Below are 628 nucleotides of genomic sequence, written 5' to 3'. Positions count from 1 at the left end.
ATATCGTCCACCTCAATCCAGAAAAATCACCGGAAGCGGAGACGGGTGCTGTAAGGAAAAAAGCAGAGCAAAGAACGGCATAAATATTAAACGATTAAGGCGACAACTGGTTTGACAATTACCGCTATTTAGCTTCTGAATCAACGATGTACCGCGTACTGCGTCAGGCCAATCAACTTCAGCATCGTGGGCGGGCCGCCAAAGCGGTGCGCAAAGCCAAACCGACCAGCTTCACCGCCACCGGGCCGAATCAAGTATGGATGTGGGACATCACCTGGCTGCCGGGGCCAGTAAAAGGCGAGTATTACAAGCTGTATATGATCGAAGACCTGTTTAGCCGCTATCCGGTGGGCTGGGAAGTGCACGCAGAAGAAACAGGAGAACTGGCCGCTGAGCTGCTGCAACGTAGCGTGCTGGCCCAGCGCTGCAGCATGAGCCCGCTGGTTTTACATTCAGACAATGGTGCGCCGATGAAAAGTTACACCCTGAAAGCCAAAATGGTGAGGGCTGCGTCAATCACGGACACCACGCTTTGGGTTTATTCTTGATTTGCTAGCTCAAACTGCTTAGCAAATACCGCTGGTGCTTCGTCGTTCAGACGCGAATGGCGACGGATCCGATTGTAAAA

Annotated in this window: 1 pseudogene; it reads left to right on the top strand. The window is 52.1% G+C overall.

Annotated elements, in window-relative coordinates:
* Nucleotides 1–113: 113 nt before the first annotated feature.
* A pseudogene (locus CSQ88_RS22590) lies at nucleotides 114–500 on the top strand (DDE-type integrase/transposase/recombinase); the annotation flags it as partial.
* Between the last annotated feature and the right edge of the window lie 128 nt (nucleotides 501–628).

This window comes from Iodobacter sp. BJB302 (assembly GCF_002735645.1).
GTDB lineage: Bacteria > Pseudomonadota > Gammaproteobacteria > Burkholderiales > Chitinibacteraceae > Iodobacter.
Note: the sequence above shows the minus strand (reverse complement) of the source record. Positions and strands in the feature narration are given on the sequence as shown.